Here is a 25602-nt window from a genome sequence, read left to right on the forward strand (position 1 = left end):
CAATGGAAATCAAAGAACAAACTAGGAAACTAGCCGCAGGCTGGTCAAAGCACTGCTTTGAGGTTGTGGATAGAACTGATGAAGTCAGCTCAAAACACTGTTTTGAGGTTGTGGATCGAACTGACGAAGTCAGTAACCCTACCTACAGCAAAGCAAGGCTGACGTGGTTTGAAGAGATTTTCGAAGAGTATAAGCATTTTACTGAAATTTTATCCTACCCTCTAGGATGGCAAATGACATTCCCTATCAAAAATGGTAAAATAAGAAAAAATAATCCGAGAATCGAGGAAAAAAGATGCAAGAAAAGATTTTGGTAACGGGTGGAGCAGGTTTTATTGGAACCCACACTGTTATTGAGTTAATCCAAGCAGGTCATCAGGTTGTTGTGGTGGATAACCTTGTGAATAGTAACAGAAAAAGTTTAGAAGTTGTTGAAAGAATCACAGGAGTTGAAGTGCCTTTCTATGAGGCAGATATCCGTGATACCGATACCCTCAGAGATATTTTCAAGCAAGAAGAACCAACAGGGGTCATTCACTTTGCTGGCTTGAAGGCTGTCGGTGAATCTACCCGTATTCCTCTTGCCTACTATGACAACAATATCGCTGGAACTGTTAGTCTTTTGAAGGTCATGGAAGAAAACAACTGTAAAAACATCATTTTTAGTTCTTCTGCGACAGTTTACGGAGATCCTCATACAGTGCCAATCTTGGAAGATTTCCCACTTTCAGTGACCAACCCATATGGCCGCACCAAGCTTATGCTAGAGGAAATTTTAACGGATATCTACAAGGCAGACTCAGAATGGAATGTGGTCTTACTTCGTTATTTCAACCCAATCGGAGCCCATGAGAGTGGTGATTTAGGAGAAAATCCAAATGGTATTCCAAATAACCTTTTGCCATATGTGACTCAAGTAGCCGTTGGAAAATTAGAGCAAGTGCAAGTGTTTGGAGACGATTACGATACGGAAGACGGAACTGGTGTTCGTGACTATATCCACGTTGTCGATTTGGCTAAAGGTCACGTTGCAGCTCTGAAAAAAATTCAAAAAGGTTCAGGCCTAAACGTTTATAACCTTGGAACAGGTAAAGGCTACTCAGTTCTTGAAATTATTCAAAATATGGAAAAAGCAGTGGGACGTCCAATTCCTTACCGCATTGTAGACCGTCGCCCAGGGGATATCGCAGCCTGCTATTCAGATCCTGCAAAAGCTAAAGCAGAACTCGGCTGGGAAGCAGAACTAGGTATCACCCAAATGTGTGAAGACGCATGGCGTTGGCAAAGCAAGCATCCAAATGGATTTGAAGACTAAGATGGTGATGTCAATCATTGTCCCCTGTTTAAACGAAGAGGAAGTACTTCCTCTTTTTTATCAGGCTTTGGAAGCTTTACTTCCAGATTTGGAAACAGAAATCGAGTATGTCTTTGTCGATGATGGATCAAGTGATGGGACCTTAGAACTGTTAAAAGCCTATCGAGAGCAAAATCCGGCAGTTCATTATATCTCTTTTTCTCGAAATTTTGGCAAAGAAGCAGCTCTCTATGCAGGCTTGCAATATGCAACAGGAGATTTGGTGGTAGTGATGGATGCAGACCTCCAGGACCCTCCTAGTATGTTACTTGAGATGAAAGCCTTACTAGACCAAAATACAGACTTGGACTGTGTTGGGACACGGAGAACTAGTCGAGAGGGGGAACCCTTCTTTCGCAGTTTCTGTGCTAATCTCTTTTACCGCCTCATGAAAAAAATTAGTCCAGTAGCCCTGCCGTCGGGTGTCCGTGATTTTCGTATGATGAGAAGGTCTGTAGTCGATGCCATTTTAAGCTTGACGGAGTTCAATCGTTTTTCTAAGGGACTTTTTGCCTGGGTCGGTTTTAAAACCTACTATTTGGACTATCCTAATGTCGAAAGGCAGGCTGGCAAGACCAGTTGGAGTTTTAGGCAACTCTTTTTCTACTCCATTGAAGGGATTGTTAATTTTTCAGATTTTCCCTTGATTATATCCTTTGTGGCAGGTCTCCTATCTTGTTTTATTTCTCTACTTATGACCTTTTTTGTTGTGGTTCGGACCCTCATTTTGGGCAATCCGACATCAGGTTGGACCTCTCTGATGGCTGTTATTCTCTTCCTTGGTGGGATTCAACTCTTGACCATTGGGATTCTCGGCAAGTATATCAGTAAGATTTATCTAGAGACTAAAAAAAGACCACTTTATCTCGTCAAAGAAAAAAGTGACCTTCCTGATTTTACAGAAAAAAATAAAGAGAAAAGACTATAATTTTGCATGGAAATATGCTAAACTAGAAGGAGTGGAACGTTCTTGTCGATATTAGAGTTAATCTTTAATCAAGGCACGTGTCGGACAGTTTCTAACAGCTTCTATGACGTCCTGACTAGGAGAGATTTCTTTTTCTAGTTGGTCAGAGTCATCGTAAAAACGCACGATTCCATTATCGTGGTAATCAAATAATTCAGAATAAGTTTGGCAAAGCCCACAGGCAATGCAACGTTCAGGTATAAGTGTGATTTTCATATTTATATTGTAATAAGAAAAGTAAAAAAAAACAAGGAGTAAGGTATGGCAAAAGAACCGTGGCAAGAAGATATTTATGAGAATCAAGAAGAAACAAGATCAGAACGTCGTAAGAGAGAACAAGGTGGAGGAGTGCTGGCTAATCGTATCTTGACTATTTTAGCAAGTATTTTCTTTGTGATTGTAGTCGTGATGATTATTGTTCTTATCTATCTTTCATCGGGTGGGAGTAATCGCACAGCAGCCTTGAAAGATTTTCACGATTCAGATACAAAAGTAGAGCAAGTTTCTTCTACTTCTAGTAGTAGTTCAGAGCAGGCATCTTCTAGTTCAGAGGAGAAGGTAGAAGAGTCATCTAGTAGCTCAGAACATCCAACTGATCCAGAAGGGACTACAAAAGTTATGGCTGGAGAAGGAGAAGCCGCCATTGCCGCTCGTGCAGGAATCTCGATTGCTCAGTTAGAGGCTTTGAATCCTGGCCATATGGCTACAGGATCTTGGTTTGCTAATCCAGGTGATGTTGTCAAAATCAAATAGGAGTTGATATGAAAACAATTCAAATTGCTATTGACGGTCCAGCTTCAAGTGGTAAGAGTACGGTCGCGAAGATTATTGCTAAGGATTTTGGGTATACCTATCTAGATACAGGTGCCATGTATCGTGCGGCGACCTATATGGCTCTCAGAAACCAATTAGGAGTCGAACAAGTTGAAGAACTCTTAGACTTATTGGACCAGCATCCAATCAGTTTCGGGCGCTCAGAAACTGGAGAACAGCTTGTCTTTGTAGGAGATGTGGATATTACCCATCCTATCCGTGAAAATGAAGTGACCAATTATGTTTCTGCTATTGCAGCAATTCCTGAAGTACGTGAGAAACTAGTTTCTCTCCAACAAGAGATTGCCCAGCAAGGTGGGATTGTCATGGATGGTCGCGATATTGGGACTGTTGTATTGCCACAAGCAGAATTGAAAATTTTCCTAGTAGCTTCGGTAGATGAAAGAGCAGAGCGCCGTTACAAGGAAAATATTGCCAAGGGAATTGAAACAGACCTTGAAATCCTAAAAGAGGAAATTGCTGCGCGTGACTACAAGGATAGTCATCGTGAGACTTCGCCTCTCAAACAAGCAGAGGATGCTGTCTACCTTGATACAACTGGTTTGAACATTCAAGAAGTAGTTGAAAAAATCAAAGCAGAAGCTGAAAAAAGAATGTAAATGTAGAGAAGCCGATAGATTGATATCGGTTTTTTCTAAATTTGTCAAAATGCTGATTTTAGGGTATAATAGTTGCTGTTCGAGAAATTTTGATTTTCAAAGAATAGTGAATGATTATAAGGAGAAAACATGAACAACTTACCAAATTGCCCAAAATGTAACTCAGAGTATGTCTACGAAGACGGTGCCTTACTGGTTTGCCCAGAGTGTGCTTATGAGTGGAATCCTGCTGAAGTTGCAGATGTAGAAGAGGGCCTTGTTGCTATCGATGCCAACGGAAATAAATTGGCTGACGGTGATACAGTAACTCTCATCAAGGATTTGAAAGTAAAAGGTGCGCCAAAAGATTTGAAACAAGGGACGCGCGTGAAAAATATCCGCATCGTAGAAGGCGACCACAATATCGACTGTAAAATCGATGGCTTCGGTGCCATGAAACTCAAATCAGAGTTTGTGAAGAAAATTTAAGCATGTCAAAACACTATAAACTTGTATTTTATAGCCGTATCTTCTTGTTTCTAGCGGCTTTTACGGGAGTTTATCTTGAAATCGCCAAGCATGGTGGCTTTGGGATGTTGCTCTATTATACGGTTCTGTCCAACCTTTTAGTCGCGATTTTTACGCTCTACCTCCTAAAGGTTATGAGCCGTTTAGGTGAAAACTGGCAAAGACCAAGTCTCTTGCGCTTAAAAGGTGGGGTCACCATGAGTATCATGATTACCTGTGTGATTTACCATTTCCTATTAGCGCCTATTGCGACTAATTTCTATACCCTAGAAAATTTCCTTTGCCACTATATCGTTCCACTCTGGTTTTTAGCAGATACCCTCTTTTTTGACAAACAGGGTCAATACAAAATCTGGGATCCAGTTGTGTGGACGATTTTACCCTTGCTTTATATGATTTTTGCTCTTTTTAATGGCTTGGTACTGAAACTTGATGTTCCTAATTCTAAGGTCAGTCCCTTCCCGTACTTCTTTTTGAATGTGAACAAGGGTTGGGATGTCGTGTTCAAGTGGTGTCTGATTATCTTTGTTGCCTATATGGTGGCAGGATTTATCTTCTACTTTATTAAGCAAATCAAGAGAAAGTCATCCTAATACACAAGGGATTCATTTTCTAGTTTAAGAAGGAGTCTATATACCAATGAGACTTCTTCTTTTCTTGCTTGTTTGCTGACTATCAAAAAGTAGAAGATTAAGAGAATATAGAAAGAGATTTCATGAAACAATTTTTAGAACGGGCCAGTATTTTGGCTCTCTCCCTCGTTTTGATTACCTCCTTTTCCATCTCGAGTGCCCTGCCAGCCATGTTTGACTATTATCAAGGTTATCCTAAGGAACAAATTGAGCTCTTGGCTAGCTTGCCTTCCTTTGGAATCATGATTATGTTGCTATTAAATGGTTTCCTAGAAAAAATATTTCCTGAGCGCTTACAGATTAGTTTGGGCTTGTTAATTTTATCACTGAGTGGAACGGTTCCTTTTTGGTACCAAGCCTATCCTTTTGTCTTTGGAACACGGATTCTTTTTGGTTTGGGTGTTGGGATGATCAATGCCAAGGCTATTTCGATTATCAGTGAACGTTATCAAGGCAAAACGCGGATTCAGATGTTGGGGCTACGTGGCTCTGCAGAGGTAGTAGGAGCTTCTCTCATTACCTTGGCAGTCGGTCAGTTGTTGTCCTTTGGTTGGACAGCTACCTTCCTAGCCTATAGTGCTGGATTTTTGGTGCTGATCCTTTATTTGCTCTTTGTTCCTTATGGAAAAGAGAAGAAAGAAGTTAAGAAAAAATCGAAGGAAGCAAGTCGCTTAACTCGGGAAATGAAGGGCTTGATTTTTATCCTAGCTATTGAAGCAGCGGTTGTAGTTTGTACCAATACAGCTATTACCATCCGTATTCCAAGTTTGATGGTGGAAAGAGGACTTGGAGATGCACAGTTATCTAGTTTTGTTCTTAGTGTCATGCAGTTGATCGGGATTGTGGCTGGTGTGAGTTTCTCTTTCTTGATTTCTATCTTTAAAGAGAAATTGCTCCTATGGTCAGGTATTACCTTTGGCTTAGGGCAAATTGTGATTGCCTTGTCTCCATCCTTGTGGGTGGTAGTGGCAGGGAGTATTCTGGCTGGTTTTGCCTATAGTGTAGCCTTGACGACGGTCTTTCAACTTGTCTCTGAAAGAATTCCAGCTAAACTACTCAATCAAGCAACCTCATTTGCTGTATTAGGCTGTAGTTTCGGAGCCTTTACGACTCCATTCGTTCTAGGTGCAATTGGCTTACTAACTCACAATGGGATGTTGGTCTTTAGTATCTTAGGAGGTTGGTTGATTGTAACCTCTATCTTTGTCATGTACCTACTTCAAAAGAGAGCTTAGGATTCATTTCCTAAGTTTTTCTTTCGGTATTTTTGTACCCAGGCAATATTTGTTTTAGGACCTTGTTTATAGACCAATTTCTTGATAAAATAGAAGTTATGACGAGATATAAAGCAACTATTTCTTATGATGGTTACGCCTTTGCTGGTTTTCAGCGCCAGCCCCATGCGCGTAGCGTTCAGGAAGAAATTGAAAAAACCTTGACTAGGTTGAATAAGGGGCAAGCCATTACTGTTCATGGTGCTGGTAGGACAGATAGTGGGGTTCATGCTCTGGGACAGGTCATTCATTTTGATCTGCCTTATCAAATGGATGAGGAGAAGCTCCGTTTTGCCTTGGATACCCAGTCCCCTGAAGATATTGATGTGATTTCGATTGAGCTTGTGGCGGATGATTTTCATTGCCGTTATGCCAAGCATGGTAAGACATATGAGTTTATCGTAGATAGGGGCCGTCCCAAAAATCCTATGCGCCGTCACTATGCCACTCATTTTCCTTATCCGCTTGATGTGGAAAAGATGCAGATTGCAATTAAAAAGCTAGAAGGCACTCATGATTTCACCGGTTTTACAGCCTCTGGGACTAGTGTAGAGGATAAAGTTCGCACCATCACAGAAGCTAGTTTAACAGTTGATGAGACAGGTCAGTTTTTGACCTTTACCTTTTCAGGAAATGGTTTCTTGTATAAGCAGATTCGCAATATGGTGGGTACTCTGCTCAAAATCGGCAATAACCGCATGCCAGTGGAGCAGATTGACCTCATCTTCGAGAAAAAAGACAGGCAGCTTGCAGGTCCCACTGCAGCACCAAATGGTTTGTATTTAAAGGAGATTCGTTATGAAGAATAATCGTATTTTAGCACTTTCTGGAAATGATATTTTTAGTGGTGGTGGTTTGTCCGCGGATTTGGCTACCTATACTTTGAACGGCTTGCATGGTTTTGTAGCAGTGACTTGTTTGACAGCTTTGACAGAAAAAGGATTTGAAGTCTTTCCAACTGACGATACCATTTTTCAACATGAATTAGATAGCTTGCGTGATGTGGAATTTGCAGGGATTAAGATTGGTCTTTTACCAACTGTCAGTGTGGCTGAGAAGGCATTGGACTTTATCAAGCAGCGCCCAGGAGTGCCTGTGGTATTGGACCCTGTCTTGGTCTGCAAGGAAACACACGACGTAGCTGTCAGTGAACTCTGTCAAGAGTTGATTCGCTTTTTCCCTCATGTCAGTGTGATTACACCTAATCTTCCTGAAGCAGAATTATTAGCTGGTCAGGAAATTAAAACCTTGGAAGATATGAAAGCTGTAGCGCAGAAATTACATGCCTTAGGAGCCCCAGCAGTTATTATCAAGGGAGGTAATCGCCTTAGTCAGGACAGGGCTGTGGATGTCTTTTATGATGGACAAACCTTTACAGTGTTGGAAAATCCTGTTATCCAAGGGCAAAATGCTGGCGCAGGTTGTACCTTTGCCTCAAGCATTGCCAGTCACCTGGTCAAAGGTGATGAACTTTTACCAGCAGTAGAAAGCTCTAAGGCTTTCGTTTATCGTGCCATTGCACAAGCAGATCAGTATGGAGTAAGACAATATGAAGCAGACAAAAACAACTAAAATCGCCCTTGTATCTCTATTAACCGCCCTTTCTGTGGTTTTAGGTTATTTCTTAAAAATTCCAACACCGACAGGCATTCTAACTCTTTTAGATGCGGGTGTCTTCTTTACGGCCTTTTACTTTGGTAGTCGTGAAGGGGCTGTAGTCGGAGGACTAGCAGGTTTCTTGATTGACCTCTTATCAGGCTATCCTCAGTGGATGTTCTTTAGCTTGGTCAACCATGGCTTGCAGGGATTTTTCGCAGGATTTAAAGGAAAAACTCAGTGGTTAGGCCTTATCTTAGCAACGATTGCCATGGTAGGGGGCTACGCCTTGGGTTCTACATTGATGAATGGTTGGGCTGCAGCCCTACCAGAAATCCTACCAAATTTCATGCAAAATATGGTAGGGATGATTGTAGGATTTATTCTTAGTCAAAGTATCAAGAAGATTAAGTAAAGAGGCTGAGTCAAAAGTCTTTCAAATATGAAAAACTCATACTATCAAGTATTCAAGAGCCTTGATAGTATGAGTTTTATTATGGGAAGATTTTCTAAGAATTTTAATCAAAATAAAGCAAGTCTTTGCTGGTGCTTGTAAAGAGGTCAAAGCCATTCTTGGTAACAACACCGCAGTCTTCAATACGAACACCGACTTTACCAGGGATATAAATACCTGGTTCAACAGAGAAGCACATGCCTTCTTCGATGACCATGTCGTTTCCTTCCATGATAGATGGGAATTCGTGGACATCCATACCGATACCGTGACCGAGACGGTGGTTGAAGTACTCGCCGTAACCAGCTTTTTCGATGACCTCACGGGCAGCACGGTCCACTTCATGGGCAGTCACACCTGGTTTGATAAAGTCAAGAGCAGCTTGTTGGGCTTCAAGAGTCAAGTTATAAATGTCTTTCTTGAATTGGTCAGGTTTGCCGACTGCGACTGTACGCGTCATGTCTGATGCGTAACCGTTTACTAGAACACCCAAATCAAAGAGGAGAAGGGCATCATTTTCGACCTTGTTTACTGCTGGGATACCGTGCGGATTTGCAGCATTATCACCAGTCAAGACCATGGTATCAAAGCTCATTTCATAGCCTTCACGTTTCATGGCAAAGTCAATTTGAGCAATGATATCTGTCTCTGTCTTATCAAGAGAAATATTATCAAAACCAACTTTTACAGCTTTATCAGCATAGAGACCTGCAACCATCATTTTTTGCACTTCGTCAGCTGATTTGATGAGGCGCATGCGTTGGATGCGAGGAGTGAGGTTTTCAAACTCAGCAGTTTCAAAAACTGTTTTCAAGCCATGGTATTTGGTCAAGATAAGATTGTCAAATTCAACAGCGACACGTTTGAAGTCAAGTTGTGGAAGAGCGTGTTTCATTTTTTGCCATGGATTTTCAGAATCCACATAGCCCACAACTGGGAAGGAAACAGTGCTGCTTGCACGCTCAACCTCAAGGGCTGGGACAAAGAGGAGAGGTTCCTGATCTGCTAGGACAAAAAGGAACATTTGGCGTTCATGGGGATCACTGTAAAAGTCAGTGAGGTAATTGATTGTGACGGGGTCAGATACGACAGCGACGTCTAGTTTTTCTGATTCAAGATATGTTACGATTTGTTGTAATTTAGACATATGCTACCTTCTTTCTACCCCTCTATTTTGGCAAAAAAAGAGAGAAAATGCAAGGGAGAAGGGTAAAAGAACAGACAAAAAGAACTCTGACAAGATAACAGAGTTCTTTGATATAATTTCCTTTTGTTTAAGAAAAGTCAGCCTTGCTTTTGACGTCGCTGTATTCTTCAGCGATTTCTTGGCTGAGAATGTCCTCATAAGCAGGGAGTTGAATGTCCTGACCATATTTCTTCTTGAGGGCGGTAGTGACTAGGCGATAAGCCAGATTGGCATTACGAGAAAGGATAGGTCCGTGGAAGTAGGAACCAAAGACATTCTTATAATGAACACCTTCACCAACTTTTTCTTCATTGTTTCCATTTCCATAGACAACCTGTCCCAGTGGTTTTTGGTCATCCGAGAGGAAGGTACGTCCTTGGTGATTTTCAAATCCATAATAGGTTTCATTGAAATCTTCATTGTGAATCTTGATGTCCCCGATAAAACGGTTATTGGTCTGGTTGAGGGTGTAATGGCCCATGACTCCTAGCCCTTCGATGCGTTTGCCTGAAGCTTCCACATAATACTGACCCAATAGTTGGAAACCACCACAGATAGCCAGAACTACACCGTCGTTTTGGATGTAGTTGTCAATGCTCTCTTTTTTAGCAGGTAGGTCGTCTGCAATGATACTTTGTTCAAAGTCTTGGCCGCCACCGAAAAAGGCAATGTCGTAGTGATTTTCATCAAAATCATCATGAAGTGAAACGATGTCAACCGTCACATGGGCCCCTAGTTTTTCAGCCACATACTTGAGCATGAGGATATTTCCATTGTCCCCGTAGGTATTCATGAGGTTTCCATAGAGGTGGGCAATGTTGAGCTGATAGGGGTAATTGCCAGCTTTTGAGGAAAGTGAAGTATAAACCATTAGTTCATCTCCTTTCTAACAATCTGACGACTAGCCAGCAGTTCGCGGAATTCCAGCATAGCAGTATAGGTAGCTAGGATGTAGGCATGCTTGCAGTCTTGGTTTTCAATTGTCTTAAGAACTTGTTCCAGATTGCTTGTTTCAGTGATTTTCTCAGCTGGATAGCCTGTCACTCGGAGACGACGAGCGATTTCAGAATGGCGAACACCGCCAGCGTTGATTTCAGGAATGTCCATGTCAGTGATTTGTTCAAAATCAGCATCCCAGATCCAGCTGGTATCAATACCGTCTGCATAGTTGGCATTTAGGAGAACAGATAGGCTAAATGGATAAGGAGCTAGTTTAATCATCTCGATAGCTTGGGTCGCACCGACTGGATTTTTAATCAAGACGAGGGTGCATTCCTTATCACCGATATGGAAGGTTTCCTGGCGTCCAAATACAGCACGGCTCTTATCAAATCCCTGCTTGATTAGTTGCGAATCTGCGCCAAGGAAACGGGCAATGGCAACTGCAGCTAGGGCGTTGTAGATATTGTAGAGACCACCGATTTGAATACCGTATTCTTGACCGTCAATGACAAAGCGAGAGCGATTGTTGGTCAACTCAACCAGTTCTGTCAAGCGATAATCGAGGTCAGGACGTTTACATCCACAGCCTTCACAGATATAGGCACCCAAGTTTGCATAGGTATTATGCTCATATTTGAGGATGCCTTGGCAGTCAGGACAGAGAATCCCTTCGGTATTATAGTGAGCCAGCTGGGCTGGGCCTTTCTCCAAGTCAAAACCAAAATACTGTACAGGATTTGGAATAGCTGGCTTGTAGAAAAGTGGACTGTCTCCATTAAGGAGGACAGTAGCTGTAGGTACCTTACGAATGGCATCCAAAATCATCTTATAAGTTGTGTAAATCTCACCATAGCGGTCCATCTGGTCACGGAAGATATTGGTGATAACAAAAAGGCTTGGCTGGATATAGTCACAGATACGAGATAGACTGGCTTCGTCGATTTCTAGGACGGCAATATTTTTCCCAGTTTTAGAAGACTTGGCTGTTAAGAAGGTTGTCGCAATCCCTGTAATCATGTTGGCACCGCTTGGGTTGGTAAGAACCTGACCATAAACCTCTTTTAAAATGCCGACAGTTAGGGCAGTTGTCAAGGTTTTTCCGTTGGTTCCAGTGACCACGACAATCTCGTAGTTCTTAGCTAGGTTTTGTAAAATATCTTTATCAAATTGAAGGGCGACTTTTCCTGGGAGCGTACTTCCACGACCAAGACGGCTTAAAACGAAGTGGGAAGAACGCCCAGCAAGAAGGCCTAAAGTAGTTTTTAATTTCATATTTCTATTATATCATAAAAGAGGGAAAAGACAGATTTGAGGTTCCGAAGAAGTAAAAACAGCCCACAGAGGGCTGTTAGATACGAAGAAATCTCAACTTAAATCGCAAACAAGTCATTCAAGTTCTCAGCCAAGGTTGGGTGAGTGAAGATTTGTTTTGTAAAGTAAGTGTAAGGAATCTTGTTGTCCATAGCAACAGTGATGATGTTGATGATTTCTTGAGAACCTTCTGAGAAGATGCTTGCTCCAAGAATTTCTTTTGTTTCAGTATTAACAACAGCTTTGAAAGCTCCACGAAGGTCTCCATTTACGTGACCACGAGGCATTGCTGCAACAGGGATTTCCTTAACAGCGTATGGAAGTTTCAAATCAGCTGCTTGGCTTTCAGTCAAACCTACTTGTGAAAGCGCAGGTGTGATGAACATAGTATTTGGTACATTGAGACGGTCTTCAAGTGTGTAGCTGCCATCTCCAGCAAGGTAGCTGTAAACAACACGGAAGTCATCAAGTGAAATGTAAGTAAATTGAAGGCCGCCGTTGACATCTCCAACTGCAAAGACACCAGGAACGTTTGTTTGACAATGTTTGTCTACTTTAATAGCGCCACGTTCAGTTAGTTCAATATCTGTGTTTTCAAGTTGAAGTGGTTCTACATTTGGTTTGCGTCCAGTTGCATAGAGAAGGGCATCGAAACGGTAAGTTTCGTTTTCAGTCACGACGAGCACTTGGTCACCGTCGTTTTTGATTTCAGTAGTACGGATGTTTTGAAGCAATTCAATACCGTCTTCTTCCATGTATTGTTTAGCAAGAGCTGCGATGGAAGGTTCTGCACGAGGTAGGAAAGTGTCCAAGGCATCTAGGACTGTGACCTTGCTTCCGAGTTTGTTGTAAAGACCAGCGAATTCAAGACCGATATTTCCACCACCAAGGACTCCAAGGTTTTCAGGTAATTTGTCCAAATTTTGGATACCTGTTGAGTCAAAGACATTCTTGCTTGTAGCAAGTCCTGGGATTGGTAAGACATTTGAAACAGCACCAGTGTTGATGACGATTGTTTCAGCAGTCAGTTCTTTCTTTTCATCACCAGCTTGGATTTCGATGACTTTATTTGAAAGGAAGTGAGCTTCCGCATCAAAGATATCGACGCCAGTACCAGCAACAGTCGCATAGTTTTTACCGTTGAGGCGACCAGTGATAGTGTTTTTGGTAGCAATGACTTCTTCAAAAGACAAGTCTTTTTCAGCAGCAACTAGCAAAGTTTTAGTTGGGATACATCCGATGTTGATACAAGTTCCACCGTACATAGCTTTGCTACGTTCAACGAGGGCAACTTTTTTGCCAGCTGAAGCCAATTTACCTGCTAGTGTTTTACCAGCTTTACCAAATCCGATAACGATTAAATCATAAGTTAACATTTAGAGTTCCTCCTATTCGAATTTCATTCTAGCACAAGAAAAAAACTTTTGCACAATTCTGCTACGCTTTAAAAAAGTTTATGAAATAGTGGAAATTATAGCCTTACTTTCTCAGAAAAATCGTTTACATGATATTATCGATGGATTGGGCTATCTTTTGCTTCTCTCTTGTGTTATACTAGATAGGTTGCAAAGAAAACAGTACTTTTCTTTTGTGGAAAAGAAGCAACACGATTTTGTATCCAGTATATGAAAATACGTCATAAAAAGAAAAGTATAAACTAAGCCCTATAGGGTGGCTTCGCACCACCTTTAGAAAGAAGAATAACGTGAAATTTAATGAATTAAACTTGTCTGCTGATTTGCTAGCAGAGATTGAAAAAGCTGGTTTTGTAGAAGCCAGTCCTATCCAAGAACAAACCATTCCATTGGCTCTTGAAGGTAAGGACGTTATCGGTCAAGCTCAGACTGGTACAGGAAAAACTGCAGCTTTTGGCTTGCCTACCCTTGAAAAAATCCGTACAGAAGAAGCGACCATCCAAGCCTTGGTCATCGCTCCAACTCGTGAACTAGCTGTCCAAAGTCAAGAAGAACTCTTCCGCTTTGGTCGCGGTAAGGGAGTCAAGGTTCGCTCAGTATATGGTGGATCAAGCATTGAAAAACAAATTAAGGCTCTTAAATCTGGTGCCCATATCGTGGTGGGAACTCCAGGTCGCCTCTTGGACTTGATTAAACGCAAGGCCTTGAAATTACAAGATATTGAAACTCTTATCCTTGACGAAGCGGATGAAATGCTCAACATGGGCTTCCTTGAAGATATCGAAGCTATCATCTCCCGTGTCCCTGAAAGCCGTCAAACCTTACTTTTCTCAGCAACTATGCCAGATGCCATCAAACGTATCGGTGTTCAATTTATGAAAGAACCTGAGCATGTGAAGATTGCTGCCAAGGAATTGACAACAGAATTGGTTGACCAGTACTATATCCGAGTTAAAGAACAAGAAAAGTTTGATACCATGACTCGTCTTATGGATGTGGAACAACCAGAACTTGCTATCGTATTTGGTCGTACCAAACGTCGTGTGGATGAATTGACTCGTGGACTTAAAATCCGTGGTTTCCGTGCAGAAGGAATTCATGGAGACCTAGACCAAAACAAACGTCTTCGTGTCCTTCGTGACTTCAAAAACGGCAATCTAGATGTTTTGGTTGCGACAGACGTTGCAGCGCGTGGTTTGGATATTTCAGGTGTGACCCATGTCTATAACTACGATATTCCACAAGATCCTGAAAGTTATGTTCACCGTATCGGTCGTACAGGTCGTGCTGGTAAGTCAGGTCAATCGATTACCTTTGTTGCTCCAAATGAAATGGGCTACCTTCAAATTATTGAAAACTTGACCAAGAAACGCATGAAAGGTCTCAAACCTGCAAGTGCAGAAGAAGCCTTCCAAGCTAAAAAACACGTAGCTCTCAAGAAAATCGAACGTGATTTTGCAGATGAAACTATCCGTGGCAACTTTGAGAAATTTGGTAAGGATGCTCGTAAGCTAGCTGCTGAATTTACTCCAGAAGAATTGGCCATGTATATCTTGAGTCTGACAGTCCAAGATCCGGATAGTCTTCCAGAAGTGGAGATTGCGCGTGAAAAACCACTGCCATTTAAACCATCAGGTAATGGCTTCAGTGGTAAAGGTAAGGGAGGTCGTCGTGGAGATGACCGTCGTGATCGCGAACGCCGTGGAGACAACCGTCGTGGTGGTCGTCGTGATGATTTCAAAAAAGGAAGTCGTGGCAATGATCGTTTTGATAAAGACAGACGTTACCGTAATAAAGACAATAAAAAACCACGCAATACTTCAAGTGAAAAGCAAACAGGATTTGTTATTCGTAACAAGGGCGATAAATAAGAAAAAGCGGTTCAAAATGAATCGCTTTTTTATATAAGGAGACCGAATGGAAAAGAAAGATAAATAAATAGATATATTATCTTCTTGTGATATTATAATACACAAAAATAGGGAGCTTGTCAATAGAAAAGAAGCAATTTAATTAAAAATATTCTTGTTTTTTCAAATTGCAATTAAATAAGCAATTTTCAGATAATAATTGAAAATTCAAGCTGTTTATGTTATAATGATAGCGATTAAATTCGAGGTGAAAAATGGCACATTTATTAGAAAAAACTAGAAAAATTACTTCTATCCTGAAGCGCTCAGACGAGCAGTTGCAGGAAGAACTTCCCTACAATGCGATTACCCGTCAATTGGCTGATATTATTGACTGTAACGCCTGTATCGTTAATAGCAAGGGACGTCTCCTTGGCTATTTTATGCGTTACAAAACCAATACAGATCGTGTAGAGCAATTCTTCCAGACTAAAATTTTCCCGGATGATTACATTCAAGGTGCGAACATGATCTACGATACAGAAGCCAATCTGACAGTTGATCATGATTTAAGTATTTTCCCTGTGGAAAGTCGTGCCGACTTTCCTGATGGCTTGACGACTATTGCACCGATTCATGTGTCAGGGATTCGTTTAGGTTCTTTGATTATTTGGCGCAATGATAAGAAATTCGAAGATGAGGACTTGATCCTTGTTGAGATTGCCAGTACCGTTGTTGGGATTCAGCTTCTCAACTTCCAACGTGAAGAGGATGAGAAAAATATCCGTCGCCGTACTGCTGTTACCATGGCGGTCAATACCCTTTCTTATTCAGAACTCCGTGCTGTTTCAGCAATTTTAGGGGAGTTAAACGGAAATGAGGGACAGTTGACTGCGTCAGTGATTGCAGACCGTATCGGTATTACCCGTTCTGTGATCGTTAATGCTCTTCGTAAACTTGAGTCTGCTGGGATTATTGAAAGTCGCTCACTTGGAATGAAGGGAACCTACCTTAAGGTCTTGATTTCAGATATTTTTGAAGAAGTGAAGAAAAGAGATTACTAATGACTAAGGCTTTGATTTCGATTGATTATACAGAAGATTTTGTGGCTGATAGTGGAAAATTGACAGCAGGTGCTCCAGCTCAGGCAATTTCAGATGCCATTGGCAAGGTGACTCGGTTGGCTTTTGAAAGAGGAGATTACATCTTCTTTACCATCGATGCTCATGAAGAAAACGATTGTTTCCATCCAGAAAGTAAATTATTTCCTCCTCATAATTTGATTGGGACTAGTGGGCGTAATTTATACGGAGATTTGGGAACCTTTTATCAAGAGCATGGTTCAGACAGTCGTGTCTTTTGGATGGATAAACGCCATTACTCAGCATTTTCAGGGACTGACCTGGATATCCGCTTGAGAGAGCGTAGAATTTCAACAGTTATCTTAACAGGAGTCTTGACGGATATCTGTGTCCTGCATACAGCTATAGATGCCTATAATCTAGGGTATGACATCGAGATTGTTAAACCAGCCGTTGCTTCCATCTGGCCTGAAAATCATCAATTTGCCCTAGGTCATTTCAAAAACACACTTGGAGCTAAGTTAGTAGATGAAAATCTAAATGAACTTTCTGAGTAATTTGGTTGATGAAATGAAAAAAATTGAAAAAAAGTGTTGACAAGCATCCCAAAAGTTGATATACTAGTAAAGTAATCGACGCGGGGATGGCGGAATTGGCAGACGCGCAGGACTAAGGATCCTGTGACCGCTTTAGGTCGTGAGGGTTCAAGTCCCTCTCTCCGCATAGGATAAGAGTTAGCTGAGGCTAGCTCTTTTTTTATCTAATTTACGTAGAGCAAAAAATTTTTGCTCTTTTTTTGGATTTCATAAACATTTCATATTTGGATTTTATAATAGTCTTACAAATATGGAGGTGACAAATGAATCCAATCCAAAGAGCTTGGGCTTATGTCAGTAGAAAACGACTGAGAAGTTTTATTTTATTTCTGATTTTATTGGTCCTATTGGCTGGAATTTCAGCCTGTTTGACTCTGATGAAGTCCAACAAAACAGTGGAAACCAATCTTTACAAATCGCTCAACACATCTTTTTCTATTAAGAAGATAGAAAATGGACAGACTTTTAAGTTGTCGGACTTATCATCCGTGAGCAAGATTAAGGGGCTGGAAAATGTCTCTCCTGAACTTGAGACGGTCGCAAAACTGAAAGACAAGGAAGTAGTGACTGGTGAGCAGAGCGTAGAACGTGATGACTTGTCAGCTGCGGACAAGAACTTGGTTAGCTTAACGGCTCTTGAGGATTCATCCAAAGATGTGACCTTTACTAGCTCGGCTTTCAACCTAAAAGAAGGTCGACACCTCCAAAAAGGAGATTCCAAGAAAATCCTTATCCACGAAGAGTTGGCCAAGAAGAACGGTCTTTCTCTTCATGACAAGATTGGCTTGGATGCTGGTCAGTCCGAATCTGGTAAAGGGCAAATAGTAGAGTTTGAGATTGTCGGCATTTTTGCTGGTAAGAAACAAGAGAAATTTACAGGTTTGTCTTCTGACTTCAGTGAAAATCAGGTCTTTACAGACTATGAAAGTAGCCAGACCCTTCTGGGAAATAGTGAAGCTCAAGTCAGTGCAGCGCGCTTCTATGTAGAAAATCCTAAGGAAATGGACGGACTCATGAAGCAGGTGGAAAACTTGGCCTTGGAAAATCAAGGCTACCAAGTTGAGAAGGAAAACAAGGCCTTTGAACAAATCAAAGACTCAGTTGCAACCTTCCAAACCTTCCTAACCATCTTCCTTTATGGGATGTTGATAGCAGGAGCAGGGGCCTTAATTCTTGTTTTGTCTCTCTGGTTGAGAGAAAGGGTCTACGAAGTGGGAATTTTACTTGCACTTGGGAAAGGCAAGAGCTCGATCTTCCTACAATTCTGTTTAGAGGTAGTTTTGGTGTCGCTTGGAGCTTTGCTTCCAGCATTTGTTGCAGGAAATGCCATCACATCCTATCTACTCCAAACTCTACTAGCAAGTGGAGATCAGGCAGCCCTACAAGACACGCTAGCCAAAGCAAACAGTTTATCAACCAGCATCTTATCTTTTGCAGAATCCTATGTTTTTCTAGTTCTGCTTAGTTGCTTGTCTGTAGCCCTTTGTTTCCTATTTTTATTTAGAAAATCGCCTAAAGAAATTTTATCATCTATTAGTTAAGAAGGAGAAATCATGACTTTATTACAATTACAAGATGTTACCTACCGTTATAAGAACACTGCTGAAGCAGTCCTATATCAGATCAATTATAATTTTGAACCCGGGAAATTTTACAGTATTATTGGTGAGTCAGGAGCAGGAAAATCCACACTCTTGTCCCTACTTGCTGGTCTAGATAGTCCTGTTGAAGGTTCTATACTTTTCCAAGGAGAGGACATTCGTAAGAAGGGCTATTCTTACCATCGCATGCACCATATTTCTCTGGTCTTTCAAAATTATAATTTGATAGATTATCTTTCTCCACTGGAAAATATCCGCTTGGTCAATAAAAAGGCAAGCAAGGATACGCTCCTTGAGCTTGGTTTGGATGAAAGTCAGATCAAGCGGAATGTTCTCCAGTTATCAGGTGGTCAACAACAACGTGTTGCCATTGCACGTAGTTTGGTATCAGAAGCTCCAGTTATTCTAGCTGATGAGCCAACAGGAAATTTGGACCCTAAAACTGCTGGAGATATTGTCGAACTGCTCAAATCACTTGCCCAGAAAACAGGTAAATGTGTCATTGTCGTAACCCACAGCAAAGAAGTGGCACAAGCGTCAGATATTACACTTGAGTTGAAGGACAAGAAACTGACTGAAACTCGCAATACGACGAAATAATATGAGCTTTTTCTGTTAGAACTATAAAATAGAACAACATCTAGAAAGGGAACCTATGTTACACAACGCATTTGCCTATGTTACAAGGAAGTTTTTCAAATCGATTGTCATCTTCCTGATTATTCTCCTCATGGCGAGCTTGAGTTTGGTCGGCTTGTCAATCAAGGGAGCTACTGCCAAGGCTTCTCAGGAGACATTTAAAAATATCACCAACAGCTTCTCCATGCAGATTAACCGTCGCGTCAATCAAGGTACGCCACGTGGTGCTGGGAATATTAAGGGTGAAGATATCAAAAAAATCACCGAAAACAAGGCCATCGAGTCTTATGTTAAACGCATCAACGCTATCGGAGATTTGACTGGCTATGAACTCATCGAGACGCCAGATACCAAGAAAAATCTGACACCTGACCGTGCCAAACATTTTGGAAGTAGCTTGATGATTACAGGTGTCAATGACTCCTCTAAAGAAGACAAGTTTGTCTCTGGTTCTTATAAGTTGGTCGAAGGTGAGCACATAACCAACGACGACAAGGACAAGATCCTCCTGCACAAGGACTTGGCAGCCAAACACGGCTGGAAAGTAGGGGACAAGGTTAAACTGGACTCCAATGTCTACGACGCAGACAATGAAAAAGGTGCTAAGGAAACAGTTGAAGTGACAATCAAGGGACTCTTTGATGGTCACAATAAGTCGGCAGTGACTTACTCACAAGAACTCTATGAAAATACAGCTATTACAGACATTCACACTGCTGCAAAACTTTATGGATACACAGAAGACACAGCTATTTATGGGGACGCAACCTTCTTTGTAACAGCGGACAAGAACTTGGATGATGTTATGAAAGAGTTGAATGGTATCAGCGGTATCAACTGGAAGAGCTATACACTCGTTAAGAGCTCATCTAACTACCCAGCTCTTGAGCAATCCATCTCTGGTATGTACAAGATGGCCAATCTCCTCTTCTGGGGTAGCTTGAGCTTCTCAGTCCTTCTTCTTGCTCTCTTGCTCAGCCTTTGGATCAACGCCCGTCGCAAGGAGGTGGGAATCCTCCTCTCTATCGGTCTCAAGCAGGCAAGTATCTTGGGGCAATTTATCACCGAATCCATCTTGATTGCCATCCCTGCTCTTGTTTCTGCTTACTTCCTAGCCAACTATACAGCTCGTGCAATCGGAAACACTGTTCTTGCCAATGTAACTTCTGGTGTTGCCAAACAGGCTAACAAGGCTGCTCAAGCCTCTAACCTTGGTGGAGGTGCAGAAGTAGATGGCTTTAGCAAGACCTTATCGAGCCTAGACATTTCTATTCAGACATTGGACTTTATCATTGTCTTTGTCCTTGCCTTGGTTCTAGTGGTTCTAGTTATGGCGCTTGCTTCAAGCAATCTCCTTAGAAAACAACCAAAAGAGCTCTTGCTGGATGGCGAATAAGTTTGAAAAAATGATTCTGGAAATAGAGAAAGCATCTTGTTTTTCTATTCAAGAATGGTGGATAGAGAATGGCTATTTAACAATACAAAATAGAGCTGAAAGCAGTGGTGAAAATCATTGCTTTCAGTTGCTTTCCTTGTACTTTAGTACTTAAATATGATATACTAAAGTTATGGAATTTATTAGAAAGGGGTTTCACAACTTATATATGGAATTGTGCATAAAAATCTATAGAAATCTTATCTTGAAAATAGATAGATAAATCTGTAGAAGCCTATCCATATCGCAAACATAGGCTAGTAGACCTAGGCAGGGTATACTTTGGAAAATATAGAATAGTGAGGAAAAATAAACATTATGAGACAAACAAATGTTAGAGGAAGCTTGTCCCTCCGTGGTTTTAGAAAATTGAGAACTGGTGCAATTGTTGCGACAGGTGTGATTCTACTAGGTCTGGGCTTTTTAGCTCCAACTGTATCAGCTAATGAACAAGATGGTGTCTGGGTAGCCAGAACAGTTGCAGAAGTAAAAGCTGATATTCAAAATATAAACAATTTATCACACTACACAATTAAGTGGGGAGATACACTGAGTGCTATTAGTGGGGCAACGGGGCTATCTGTTGATAGTTTGGTTGAGATAAATCGTATTGCAAATAGAGATTTGATTTTTGCTAATAATAAATTGTATTTTAGCGAAGAAGCTTTTCTAAAAGATGGAAATACAGAAGTAAAAAGACAGCAAGTGTCGATTGATAATTCTGGTAGCCGTCAAAGTTATGAAGTTGAAACAAAGACAGATACTGTAACTGGAGAGCAAACTACTACTGTTAAACAAACGACACCAGTAGTTGTGGAAACACCAGCAGTATCAGCACCGAAATCAGAAACCTCAGTCTCAGTTGCGCCGAAAGAAGAGACTCCATCGACACCAGCGCCAAAAGTGGAAGAGCCAGCAACACCAGCACCGAAAGAAGAGACTCCATCGACACCAGCGCCAAAAGTGGAAGAGCCATCGACACCAGCGCCAAAAGCGGAAGAGCCAGTGACACCGGCACCGAAAGAAGAGACTCCATCGACACCAGCGCCGAAAGAAGAGACTCCAGCAACACCAGAGCCAAAAGCGGAAGAGCCATCGACACCAGCGCCAAAAGCGGAAGAGCCATCGACACCGGCACCGAAAGAAGAGACTCCATCGACACCAGCGCCAAAAGTGGAAGAGCCATCGACACCAGCGCCAAAAGTGGAAGAGCCATCGACACCAGCGCCAAAAGCGGAAGAGCCAGTGACACCGGCACCGAAAGAAGAGACTCCATCGACACCAGCACCGAAAGAAGAGACTCCATCGACACCAGCGCCAAAAGTGGAAGAGCCAGCAACACCAGCACCGAAAGAAGAGACTCCATCGACACCAGCGCCAAAAGCGGAAGAGCCAGCAACACCAGCGCCGAAAGAAGAGACTCCATCGACACCAGCGCCGAAAGAAGAGACTCCATCGACACCAGCGCCAAAAGTGGAAGAGCCAGCAACACCAGCGCCGAAAGAAGAGACTCCAGCAACACCAGAGCCAAAAGCGGAAGAGCCATCGACACCGGCACCGAAAGAAGAGACTCCAGCAACACCAGCGCCAAAAGCGGAAGAGCCAGTAACTCCAGAACCGAAAACTGAAGAAGAAAAGTTATTAGAGGAAACTAAACAGGATAGCATAAGAGAAAATATTGATGCAGTTGTTAATATTAAACTAGCGGAAATTGAAAAGATTGAAAATCCAGATGAAAAAGAAAAATTAAAAGAAAAATTATATGAGTTAAGAAAGAATGCAGTAGATGACATTAAAAATGCTAAAGATGAAGAAGAGGCATTAATACTTACAGAAAAACATCAAAATATAATTAATTCTCTTGAAATATCTGGTGAAAAATATACAAAACCAAATTTTGATAAAGATAATTTATCAAATGGACGTAATGATGGAACTACGATTGAAGGTGGTAGTACAGCAATAGGACATGGTTCAGGAGAAGCACCTTCAGGAGCAACGCAACCAGCCTCAGCAGAAGGGACAGATAACTCATCAGCACCAACAGCACAACCACAACCAGAAACAACATCATCAGGGACTTCAAGTTTTAGAAATGCTCCATCAGTTCAAGCAAGAGCAAGAAGAGTAGCACGTTCAACATCAGAACCAGATGGAACTGTAAATATTAGCTATAACTTCGCTGGAATGCCAGATATTCATGGTTTCCTATCTGACCCAGGAGAAGATAACACTGTTACAATTCCTGCTGGAACGAGTGAAGCACAGGCAAAAGAATTAGTAAAAGAAAAAATTCAAGCCAAGATAAAAGACCTAGCTGCTAGAGGGTATTATGTGAAAAATGACATTATTTTTGAACAAGATACTACTGTGAAAAATTATAACTACGTTGTCACATTCACTAAGGAGGCTACAGGAACTTCAGGTTTCAGAATGGCTCCAGCAGTTCAACCACGCGCTAGCAGAAATCGTAGAAGTCTAGAACAGCCAGCTCCTCAAAAGGTCAAAGTAAATGTATTTTATAACTTTGATAAAATGAAAGATATTGCAGGTTTTCTGGGAGATATCAATGGAACTCCTCTTGAAATCGCGGAAGGTTCAACAGATGATCAAGTAAAAGCAGCAGTCAAGAACCAAGTTGATGCCAAGAAAGAGGAATTACGTAAACGTGGTTATACTGTTAAAGAAGACTATCTCTCTAAAAATAATGGAAAAGATTATAACTACGTTGTCACATTCACTAAGGAGGCTACAGGAACTTCAGGTTTCAGAATGGCTCCAGCAGTTCAACCGCGCGCTAGCAGAAATCGTAGAAGTCTAGAACAGCCAGCTCCTCAAAAGGTCAAAGTAAATGTATTTTATAACTTTGATAAAATGAAAGATATTGCAGGTTTCCTAGGAGATATCAATGGAACTTCTCTTGAAATCGCGGAGGGTTTATCAACTGAACAGGTGAAAGCAGCGGTCAAGAGCCAAGTTGATGCTAAGAAAGAAGAGTTGAGCAAACGTGGCTATACTTTCAAAGAGGACTATGTCTATCAAGCTAATGGGAAAGATTATAACTACGTTGTAACATTTTCAAAAGCAACTAAATAATTTTCATTCCATAGGGAGTGAAATGTGAGCAGAGAGAGCGATAGGCTCTCTTTGTTTTATCTAGTAGCAAGTTTCTTAAAGACAAAAGGCCAATAAGAGATTATAATAAATAGAGTAGGTATTTATTCTAAGAAAAATAAAAAAAGAGAGCAGTTAAAGTATGAAAATTTTAATTGTAGAAGATGAAGAGATGATCCGTGAGGGGGTCAGTGACTATTTGACGGATTGCGGTTACGAAACTATTGAGGCGGCAGACGGTCAAGAAGCCTTAGAAAAATTTTCCAACTATGAAGTAGCCTTGGTTTTACTGGATATCCAGATGCCCAAGCTCAATGGTCTAGAAGTCCTATCTGAGATTCGTAAAATCAGTCAGGTTCCTGTCTTGATGCTGACCGCTTTTCAGGATGAGGAATACAAGATGAGTGCTTTTGCTTCTCTGGCAGATGGCTATCTGGAAAAACCTTTTTCTCTGTCCCTCTTAAAAGTGAGGGTAGACGCGATTTTCAAGCGCTATTATGATACGGGACGAATCTTCTCCTATAAGGATACCAAGGTGGACTTTGAGAGCTACAGTGCCAGCCTAGCAGGTCAAGAAGTGGCTGTTAATGCTAAAGAGTTGGAAATTTTGGACTATCTGGTGAAAAATGAAGGAAGGGCATTGACTCGATCTCAGATAATCGATGCCGTATGGAAAGCGACAGATGAGGTTCCCTTTGACCGTGTCATTGATGTTTATATCAAGGAACTGCGGAAAAAGCTAGACTTGGATTGCATCCTCACTGTGCGCAATGTTGGTTATAAATTGGAGCGAAAATGAAACGAACAGGTTTATTTACAAAGATATTTATCTATACCTTCTCGATATTTAGTGTTCTGGTTATCTGCCTTCATTTGGCTATTTATTTTCTTTTTCCTTCGACTTATCTGAGTCATCGTCAGGAAACCATTGGTCAGAAAGCGACAGCCATTGCCCAGTCCCTAGAAGGTAAGGATAGGCAGAATATCGAGCAAGTCTTAGACTTGTATTCTCAGACTAGTGATATCAAGGGGACCGTCAAGGGCGAGATGACCGAGGACAAGTTAGAAGTAAAGGACAGCCTTCCTCTGGATACAGATCGCCAGACAACCTCTCTTTTTATCGAGGAGCGCGAGGTGAAAACGCAGGACGGTGGTACCATGACTCTCCAGTTTTTAGCGTCCATGGATTTGCAAAAGGAAGCAGAGCAAATCAGTCTCCAGTTTCTTCCCTATACCTTGCTGGCATCCTTTCTGATTTCCCTTTTGGTAGCCTATATCTATGCTCGGACCATTGTTGCCCCGATTTTGGAAATCAAGCGAGTAACTCGTAGAATGATGGAACTGGATGCCCAAGTGCGATTGCACGTGGATTCTAGGGATGAGATTGGTGATCTCAAGGAACAAATCAATAGCCTCTACCAGCATCTTTTGACTGTCATTGCGGACTTGCATGACAAGAATGAAGCTATTCTCCAGCTGGAAAAGATGAAGGTCGAATTCCTACGAGGGGCTTCCCATGAACTGAAAACACCCTTAGCTAGTTTGAAAATCCTGATTGAAAACATGAAAGAAAATATCGGTCGTTATAAGGATAGAGACCGCTATCTGGGAGTAGCCTTAGGAATTGTGGATGAGCTCAATCACCACGTTCTCCAGATACTTTCTCTCTCTTCTGTGCAGGAATTGCGAGATGATAGGGAAATAATAGATCTCCTCCAGATGACGCAAAGTCTAGTTCAAGATTATTCTTTGCTAGCAAAGGAGAGAGAACTTCAGATTGACAATAGTTTGAACCACCAGCAGGCTTATCTAAATCCATCTGTGATGAAATTAATCCTGTCTAATCTCATCAGCAATGCTATCAAGCACTCCATTCCAGGCGGCTTGGTCCGCATCGGAGAGAGAGAAGGGGAACTTTTTATCGAGAATAGCTGTAGTCCTGAAGAACAAGAAAAACTGGCTCAGTCTTTTTCTGATAATGCTAGTCGCAAGGCCAAGGGTTCTGGGATGGGGCTCTTTGTGGTCAAAAGTCTATTAGAACATGAAAAATTACCTTATCGTTTTGAGATGCAGGAGAATCGTTTGACTTTCTTTATAGCTTTTCCAAAAGTCGCTCAAGACTAGGGATGGAAAGGGTTTACATAGATGAAGCTAGAAGAAATTCAATCGAAACTGCGGGAAAAACTAGATTTTTTTGTCAAAAAGTGATAAAAT

25 protein-coding genes and 1 tRNA gene are annotated in these 25602 nt (G+C 41.5%); 21 read left to right on the plus strand and 5 right to left on the minus strand.

Translation table 11 applies throughout. From position 1 onward, the window contains the following. Nucleotides 1-2 precede the first annotated feature (2 nt). From NMM26_RS02485 to NMM26_RS02495, 3 genes are read left to right on the plus strand one after another with little or no spacing between them, the layout of a single operon-like run. Nucleotides 3-317 carry a hypothetical protein gene (locus NMM26_RS02485; RefSeq protein WP_254753924.1) on the plus strand — a complete coding sequence of 105 codons (315 nt, stop codon included), beginning with the start codon at nucleotides 3-5 and terminating at the stop codon, nucleotides 315-317. After that, the gene (gene galE, locus NMM26_RS02490) at nucleotides 296-1315 is read left to right on the plus strand and encodes a UDP-glucose 4-epimerase GalE (RefSeq protein ID WP_024057477.1); all 1020 of its coding nucleotides are present in this window, start codon (nucleotides 296-298) and stop codon (nucleotides 1313-1315) included. The genes NMM26_RS02485 and galE overlap by 22 nt, the downstream gene beginning before the upstream one ends. Before the next feature lies 1 nt (nucleotide 1316). Beyond that, on the plus strand, nucleotides 1317-2282 hold the full coding sequence (locus tag NMM26_RS02495; protein WP_004240783.1) for a glycosyltransferase family 2 protein: 966 nt from the start codon (nucleotides 1317-1319) through the stop codon (nucleotides 2280-2282). Nucleotides 2283-2339: 57 nt separating this feature from the next. On the opposite strand, the gene NMM26_RS02500 is transcribed toward NMM26_RS02495, so the two are convergent. Then, entirely contained in the window at nucleotides 2340-2537 is a 198-nt protein-coding gene (locus NMM26_RS02500; protein ID WP_004240803.1) for a ferredoxin, read from the minus strand. Between the two features lie 45 nt (nucleotides 2538-2582). Here NMM26_RS02500 and NMM26_RS02505 point away from each other — a divergent pair, with 45 nt between their 5' ends. The 8 genes from NMM26_RS02505 to NMM26_RS02540 all read left to right on the plus strand — a co-directional run bounded on the left by NMM26_RS02505 (nucleotide 2583) and on the right by NMM26_RS02540 (nucleotide 8178). After that, nucleotides 2583-3074: an SAG1386/EF1546 family surface-associated protein gene (locus NMM26_RS02505; protein WP_001040920.1), complete on the plus strand. Its 492-nt coding sequence runs from the start codon at nucleotides 2583-2585 to the stop codon at nucleotides 3072-3074. A gap of 8 nt (nucleotides 3075-3082) precedes the next feature. Then, complete coding sequence (gene cmk / locus NMM26_RS02510) at nucleotides 3083-3754, plus strand: (d)CMP kinase (protein WP_000849405.1); 672 nt, start codon at nucleotides 3083-3085, stop codon at nucleotides 3752-3754. Nucleotides 3755-3883: 129 nt separating this feature from the next. After that, complete coding sequence (locus NMM26_RS02515; RefSeq protein WP_001061596.1) at nucleotides 3884-4222, plus strand: zinc ribbon domain-containing protein YjdM; 339 nt, start codon at nucleotides 3884-3886, stop codon at nucleotides 4220-4222. Nucleotides 4223-4224: 2 nt separating this feature from the next. Continuing rightward, the gene (locus NMM26_RS02520; RefSeq protein WP_000033944.1) at nucleotides 4225-4854 is read left to right on the plus strand and encodes a Pr6Pr family membrane protein; all 630 of its coding nucleotides are present in this window, start codon (nucleotides 4225-4227) and stop codon (nucleotides 4852-4854) included. Nucleotides 4855-4976: 122 nt separating this feature from the next. Beyond that, nucleotides 4977-6128, plus strand: a complete 1152-nt coding sequence (locus NMM26_RS02525) for an MFS transporter (protein WP_000808696.1) — start codon at nucleotides 4977-4979, stop codon at nucleotides 6126-6128. Nucleotides 6129-6226: 98 nt separating this feature from the next. Continuing rightward, complete coding sequence (truA, locus tag NMM26_RS02530) at nucleotides 6227-6976, plus strand: tRNA pseudouridine(38-40) synthase TruA (RefSeq protein ID WP_254753925.1); 750 nt, start codon at nucleotides 6227-6229, stop codon at nucleotides 6974-6976. After that, nucleotides 6966-7739 carry a bifunctional hydroxymethylpyrimidine kinase/phosphomethylpyrimidine kinase gene (locus NMM26_RS02535; protein WP_254753926.1) on the plus strand — a complete coding sequence of 258 codons (774 nt, stop codon included), beginning with the start codon at nucleotides 6966-6968 and terminating at the stop codon, nucleotides 7737-7739. Before truA ends, NMM26_RS02535 begins: the two co-directional genes overlap by 11 nt. After that, entirely contained in the window at nucleotides 7717-8178 is a 462-nt protein-coding gene (locus tag NMM26_RS02540) for an ECF transporter S component (RefSeq protein ID WP_000814989.1), read from the plus strand. Before NMM26_RS02535 ends, NMM26_RS02540 begins: the two co-directional genes overlap by 23 nt. A gap of 103 nt (nucleotides 8179-8281) precedes the next feature. Here NMM26_RS02540 and NMM26_RS02545 read toward each other — a convergent pair whose 3' ends face one another. The 4 genes from NMM26_RS02545 to NMM26_RS02560 all read right to left on the minus strand — a co-directional run bounded on the left by NMM26_RS02545 (nucleotide 8282) and on the right by NMM26_RS02560 (nucleotide 13032). Continuing rightward, nucleotides 8282-9364 (minus strand): Xaa-Pro peptidase family protein, encoded by a 1083-nt coding sequence (locus tag NMM26_RS02545; protein WP_254753927.1) that lies wholly within the window; start codon nucleotides 9362-9364, stop codon nucleotides 8282-8284. A gap of 127 nt (nucleotides 9365-9491) precedes the next feature. Continuing rightward, nucleotides 9492-10274 carry a lipid II isoglutaminyl synthase subunit GatD gene (gene gatD / locus NMM26_RS02550; protein WP_033683323.1) on the minus strand — a complete coding sequence of 261 codons (783 nt, stop codon included), beginning with the start codon at nucleotides 10272-10274 and terminating at the stop codon, nucleotides 9492-9494. Beyond that, nucleotides 10274-11617, minus strand: a complete 1344-nt coding sequence (gene murT, locus NMM26_RS02555; protein WP_254753928.1) for a lipid II isoglutaminyl synthase subunit MurT — start codon at nucleotides 11615-11617, stop codon at nucleotides 10274-10276. The genes gatD and murT overlap by 1 nt, the downstream gene beginning before the upstream one ends. 98 nt (nucleotides 11618-11715) lie before the next feature. Next, entirely contained in the window at nucleotides 11716-13032 is a 1317-nt protein-coding gene (locus NMM26_RS02560; RefSeq protein ID WP_000958933.1) for an FAD-containing oxidoreductase, read from the minus strand. Between the two features lie 329 nt (nucleotides 13033-13361). Here NMM26_RS02560 and NMM26_RS02565 point away from each other — a divergent pair, with 329 nt between their 5' ends. The 10 genes from NMM26_RS02565 (at nucleotide 13362) to vncS (ending at nucleotide 25512) form a co-directional block, all read left to right on the plus strand. After that, entirely contained in the window at nucleotides 13362-14942 is a 1581-nt protein-coding gene (locus NMM26_RS02565; protein ID WP_254753929.1) for a DEAD/DEAH box helicase, read from the plus strand. A 254-nt stretch (nucleotides 14943-15196) separates the two neighbouring features. Then, complete coding sequence (codY, locus tag NMM26_RS02570) at nucleotides 15197-15985, plus strand: GTP-sensing pleiotropic transcriptional regulator CodY (RefSeq protein WP_000940721.1); 789 nt, start codon at nucleotides 15197-15199, stop codon at nucleotides 15983-15985. Further along, complete coding sequence (locus tag NMM26_RS02575; RefSeq protein WP_004255720.1) at nucleotides 15985-16560, plus strand: cysteine hydrolase family protein; 576 nt, start codon at nucleotides 15985-15987, stop codon at nucleotides 16558-16560. The genes codY and NMM26_RS02575 overlap by 1 nt, the downstream gene beginning before the upstream one ends. Nucleotides 16561-16640: 80 nt before the next feature. Next, nucleotides 16641-16726, plus strand: a tRNA-Leu gene (locus NMM26_RS02580). A gap of 136 nt (nucleotides 16727-16862) precedes the next feature. Continuing rightward, nucleotides 16863-18140: an ABC transporter permease gene (locus tag NMM26_RS02585; protein WP_254753930.1), complete on the plus strand. Its 1278-nt coding sequence runs from the start codon at nucleotides 16863-16865 to the stop codon at nucleotides 18138-18140. A gap of 12 nt (nucleotides 18141-18152) precedes the next feature. Then, complete coding sequence (gene vex2 / locus NMM26_RS02590) at nucleotides 18153-18800, plus strand: ABC transporter ATP-binding subunit Vex2 (protein WP_000173751.1); 648 nt, start codon at nucleotides 18153-18155, stop codon at nucleotides 18798-18800. A gap of 55 nt (nucleotides 18801-18855) precedes the next feature. Continuing rightward, complete coding sequence (gene vex3 / locus NMM26_RS02595; protein WP_049502389.1) at nucleotides 18856-20235, plus strand: ABC transporter permease subunit Vex3; 1380 nt, start codon at nucleotides 18856-18858, stop codon at nucleotides 20233-20235. A gap of 357 nt (nucleotides 20236-20592) precedes the next feature. Beyond that, on the plus strand, nucleotides 20593-23370 hold the full coding sequence (locus NMM26_RS02600; protein WP_254754447.1) for a LysM peptidoglycan-binding domain-containing protein: 2778 nt from the start codon (nucleotides 20593-20595) through the stop codon (nucleotides 23368-23370). Between the two features lie 160 nt (nucleotides 23371-23530). Next, nucleotides 23531-24187, plus strand: coding sequence for a response regulator transcription factor VncR (gene vncR / locus NMM26_RS02605; RefSeq protein ID WP_254754241.1), 657 nt, complete (start codon nucleotides 23531-23533; stop codon nucleotides 24185-24187). After that, nucleotides 24184-25512: a sensor histidine kinase VncS gene (gene vncS, locus NMM26_RS02610; protein ID WP_254754242.1), complete on the plus strand. Its 1329-nt coding sequence runs from the start codon at nucleotides 24184-24186 to the stop codon at nucleotides 25510-25512. The genes vncR and vncS overlap by 4 nt, the downstream gene beginning before the upstream one ends. The last annotated feature ends 90 nt before the right edge of the window (nucleotides 25513-25602 follow it).

This window comes from Streptococcus sp. CF7_Ac1-8 (assembly GCF_024295435.1).
Taxonomy (GTDB): Bacteria; Bacillota; Bacilli; order Lactobacillales; family Streptococcaceae; genus Streptococcus; species Streptococcus mitis_AP.

Bases quoted from the DNA above. Each gene is read 5' to 3' on its own strand.
- vex3 (WP_049502389.1), top strand. From the start codon at position 18,856: ATGTTACACAACGCATTTGCCTATGTTACAAGGAAGTTTTTCAAATCG.
- NMM26_RS02495 (WP_004240783.1), top strand. From the start codon at position 1,317: ATGGTGATGTCAATCATTGTCCCCTGTTTAAACGAAGAGGAAGTACTT.
- NMM26_RS02545 (WP_254753927.1), bottom strand. From the start codon at position 9,364: ATGTCTAAATTACAACAAATCGTAACATATCTTGAATCAGAAAAACTA.
- truA (WP_254753925.1), top strand. From the start codon at position 6,227: ATGACGAGATATAAAGCAACTATTTCTTATGATGGTTACGCCTTTGCT.
- gatD (WP_033683323.1), bottom strand. From the start codon at position 10,274: ATGGTTTATACTTCACTTTCCTCAAAAGCTGGCAATTACCCCTATCAG.
- vex2 (WP_000173751.1), top strand. From the start codon at position 18,153: ATGACTTTATTACAATTACAAGATGTTACCTACCGTTATAAGAACACT.
- NMM26_RS02525 (WP_000808696.1), top strand. From the start codon at position 4,977: ATGAAACAATTTTTAGAACGGGCCAGTATTTTGGCTCTCTCCCTCGTT.
- NMM26_RS02520 (WP_000033944.1), top strand. From the start codon at position 4,225: ATGTCAAAACACTATAAACTTGTATTTTATAGCCGTATCTTCTTGTTT.
- NMM26_RS02575 (WP_004255720.1), top strand. From the start codon at position 15,985: ATGACTAAGGCTTTGATTTCGATTGATTATACAGAAGATTTTGTGGCT.
- NMM26_RS02515 (WP_001061596.1), top strand. From the start codon at position 3,884: ATGAACAACTTACCAAATTGCCCAAAATGTAACTCAGAGTATGTCTAC.
- NMM26_RS02485 (WP_254753924.1), top strand. From the start codon at position 3: ATGGAAATCAAAGAACAAACTAGGAAACTAGCCGCAGGCTGGTCAAAG.
- murT (WP_254753928.1), bottom strand. From the start codon at position 11,617: ATGAAATTAAAAACTACTTTAGGCCTTCTTGCTGGGCGTTCTTCCCAC.
- NMM26_RS02505 (WP_001040920.1), top strand. From the start codon at position 2,583: ATGGCAAAAGAACCGTGGCAAGAAGATATTTATGAGAATCAAGAAGAA.
- vncR (WP_254754241.1), top strand. From the start codon at position 23,531: ATGAAAATTTTAATTGTAGAAGATGAAGAGATGATCCGTGAGGGGGTC.
- codY (WP_000940721.1), top strand. From the start codon at position 15,197: ATGGCACATTTATTAGAAAAAACTAGAAAAATTACTTCTATCCTGAAG.
- vncS (WP_254754242.1), top strand. From the start codon at position 24,184: ATGAAACGAACAGGTTTATTTACAAAGATATTTATCTATACCTTCTCG.
- NMM26_RS02540 (WP_000814989.1), top strand. From the start codon at position 7,717: ATGAAGCAGACAAAAACAACTAAAATCGCCCTTGTATCTCTATTAACC.
- cmk (WP_000849405.1), top strand. From the start codon at position 3,083: ATGAAAACAATTCAAATTGCTATTGACGGTCCAGCTTCAAGTGGTAAG.
- galE (WP_024057477.1), top strand. From the start codon at position 296: ATGCAAGAAAAGATTTTGGTAACGGGTGGAGCAGGTTTTATTGGAACC.
- NMM26_RS02585 (WP_254753930.1), top strand. From the start codon at position 16,863: ATGAATCCAATCCAAAGAGCTTGGGCTTATGTCAGTAGAAAACGACTG.
- NMM26_RS02560 (WP_000958933.1), bottom strand. From the start codon at position 13,032: ATGTTAACTTATGATTTAATCGTTATCGGATTTGGTAAAGCTGGTAAA.
- NMM26_RS02500 (WP_004240803.1), bottom strand. From the start codon at position 2,537: ATGAAAATCACACTTATACCTGAACGTTGCATTGCCTGTGGGCTTTGC.
- NMM26_RS02600 (WP_254754447.1), top strand. From the start codon at position 20,593: ATGAGACAAACAAATGTTAGAGGAAGCTTGTCCCTCCGTGGTTTTAGA.
- NMM26_RS02535 (WP_254753926.1), top strand. From the start codon at position 6,966: ATGAAGAATAATCGTATTTTAGCACTTTCTGGAAATGATATTTTTAGT.